Origin of the sequence: Ancrocorticia sp. (genome assembly GCF_052089425.1) — a bacterium.
In the GTDB taxonomy this organism is placed as follows: Bacteria; Actinomycetota; Actinomycetes; order Actinomycetales; family Actinomycetaceae; genus Ancrocorticia.
In genome coordinates, this window is sequence record NZ_JBQCZW010000058.1 from 5,575 (window position 1) to 8,288 (window position 2,714).

Consider the following 2,714-nt stretch of genomic DNA (forward strand, 5'->3'; position numbering starts at 1 on the left):
CCATGGAACATCAGTGCGCACGCCAAACTCGCGGACAATGTCAGGCTGGACGTTGAAGCCGAACATGTTCCATGGGACTACCGCGCCGTCATCGATCGTGAGATCAGGATTGGGAACCAGCGTGGCGTCATCGACGGTGCGGACAACGCCGGTGCCCTCACATGTGGGGCATGCTCCCTCCGAATTGAAGGCGAGGGCTTCTGCTCCCGGTGGCTCAACCGCCGCTCCGCACGTGGGGCAATTAAACGGGCGTTCCGCCGCCACGTTGATCGTGGGCGGGACGTAGTGGCCGTTGGGACACGCGTGGGAGGCTAGGCGGGAGAACATGAGGCGGAGAACGTTCAGGAGTTCGGTGGAGGTGCCAAACGTGGATCGCACGCCCGGTACACCCGGGCGTTGGCGCAGGGCGAGCGCCGCCGGCACATGCTCCACCGAATCCACGTCCGCACGCGGGGACTGTGCCATGCGGCGCCGCGTGTAGGTGGAAAGCGCCTCGATATAACGGCGCGCGCCCTCGGCGTAGAGGACACCCAGAGCGAGCGAGGACTTGCCGCTTCCCGACACCCCCGCGATTCCCACCAGATTGTTCAGCGGAATCTCCGCGTCTACATTCTTCAGGTTGTTCACACGGGCGCCGCGCACCGAAATTGTGTCCGGCAATTCGTGACTGCGCGGTGATTGAGGTTCGGGCGATGATTGGGCCATGCTCCCCATCGTAGGGCGATCAATGATCGCTAGAACAGGTTAAGGAGCACCTTCTCCACATATTGGCGTAGGTCGCCAGATTTCCGGAATCGTCCGAGAAGTCGCAGAATCGTACGGAATCTAGCCACTCACAACACGCCGAACATGTGCTGCCGTTTTCTCCGCGCCTGCTGCAGCGAGTTGCCTACACAACTCTTCGAGTGTGTAGCCGGCACCTCGATCAGCGATCATATTCTGCGAAATTTTCGTAATGGCAATATTTCCGTAGCGTTCACTTATGAGACTTGCCAAGGTATCGAGTGATACGGCCTCGATCCCGAACCGACTAAGCTGGGCGTTCGGAAAATCTCTGAGATTACCTGTACATATAAACGAAGCATGTACTTCTAAGGCAGCAGCGACTACATGCCTATCGTCTTCATCTGGCATATTGAAGAGGCCCGCTGCTTGATGAGACGCCTCAGTTGGAACAACGTTTGCGTCTGGAAAGTACCGATTCATCGCTTCTGTGAGCCGAAGGATGCCACCCGCATCTTTCTTCCCGTGACACGCCAGAGCCCGAGTAAACTCGTCAATAATCCGCTCTGACCAACGAACTTGGATATATCCATTAATTTGAGCTTCAAGAATAAAGTCCCGAGTCACCCGGCCATACAGAATATTTGCGTCAGCAAGGACGACGGTCAGGTTCTCTATCACTCGAGGCCGAGTTCGTCACTAATCCGGTTTATTTCGTTCATGCCTTCGCGCATTCGCTGCCGCTCAGCCGCCAAGTAGGCCTCAATCGAAGCCATCCTGATCCTAACGTGGGTGCCAACTCTGCGGAACGGAATTTCCCCGCGGTCGACCCTTTTCATGATCGTCGTACGAGACACACCAAGAACCCGGGCCGCTTCATTTGGAGTCAACTCCTCTGACATTCCAATAACCAGCGCCCCCGGACCGCTCTCAAGCTTCTCTAGCTGATGTACTTTTCCCACGCTTCCGCGCGGAACCTGTACCGTCACGGATACAAGCTCTTCCTGAGGCCCATATCCAGACCGCTGGCCTGCAACTGCGCGAACCATACGCCCTCCTCCCGATACCACGAGCGTAGACCCTAACTGCTTTAACTGCAACCCTTGTCGCAAGTGGCGTCCGTGCGGATCACACACGGATAAATGCTTCGACAAACCCGGAGTTTGTCCTCGCCTCACGCCACCACGGCATTCGCACCCATATCACTATTCGCCCGGAGTCTCGCCGGTTTCGAGCAGCGCAGCCGTGGCACGGTGCGATTCAGTGCGGGTGTGGGACTCTCGAAAGGCCAGATACCCCACGAGCGCACAGCCGAGAGCCACAATCAGCCCAATCCACACCGTCATCCCCGCCCACCCAAATGTATGGAGGACATGGCCGGACGCGTATCCCACGACCGAAGAGCCTAGATAGTAGCAAGTTAGGTACATGCCAGAAGCTTCCCCGCGGCTCAATGGCGCCAATGCGCCAACCCACCCGGATGCCACGGAGTGCACGGTGAAGAAGCCGTAGGTAAACAGCCCTACTCCAATGAGAGTCACCCACAGATTGTTGATGAGCATCGGTGGAAGGCTGATAATTACCAGCGCCGCACCCAACAGCATGGTTTTACCGCGCCCCCGCGCCACAACGGCGTGGCCCGAACGGGCCGATGCGACCGTGCCGAACAGATACAACACAAAGATGGCCCCAGCTAGGGAATCCGGCAGACCAAACGTGTCAGTGAGCCGGAAACCTAAGAAGTTGTAGAGGGACACAAAGGCGCCCATGAAGATGAGCGCCACGAGGAACAGGGAGGCCAGCCGCGGATCGGCCCACTGCCGCACCATCGTGCTCACTTCGTTTCCCAGCCGTAGCTTCTTGGGAGTAAAGCGGCGTTCCTTCGGGAGAATGACTGCTATCAGCACGGCGCAGGCAAACGCGAAGCACATGCCCACCCCCAGCGCCACTCGCCAATCGGCAAACTGCAACACCCCCGCTGGGATGAGCCT

General features: G+C 58.1%; 3 protein-coding genes and 1 pseudogene. All 4 read right to left on the minus strand.

Going from position 1 to position 2,714, the window contains the following annotated elements:
- Window positions 1-705 (minus strand): annotated as a pseudogene (locus ACTHV6_RS11490) (excinuclease ABC subunit UvrA); the annotation flags it as partial.
- Window positions 706-825: 120 nt separating this feature from the next.
- Entirely contained in the window at window positions 826-1,404 is a 579-nt protein-coding gene (locus ACTHV6_RS11495; RefSeq protein ID WP_441387732.1) for a PIN domain-containing protein, read from the minus strand.
- Entirely contained in the window at window positions 1,401-1,772 is a 372-nt protein-coding gene (locus ACTHV6_RS11500) for a helix-turn-helix domain-containing protein (RefSeq protein ID WP_441387734.1), read from the minus strand. Before ACTHV6_RS11500 ends, ACTHV6_RS11495 begins: the two co-directional genes overlap by 4 nt.
- A 156-nt stretch (window positions 1,773-1,928) precedes the next feature.
- A partial coding sequence (locus ACTHV6_RS11505; protein WP_441387735.1) for an MFS transporter occupies window positions 1,929-2,714 on the minus strand: 786 nt, incomplete at its 5' end.

What these genes read in the sequence shown, in the direction of transcription:
- ACTHV6_RS11500 (WP_441387734.1), bottom strand. Translation starts at nt 1,772, where the DNA reads ATGGTTCGCGCAGTTGCAGGCCAGCGGTCTGGATATGGGCCTCAGGAA.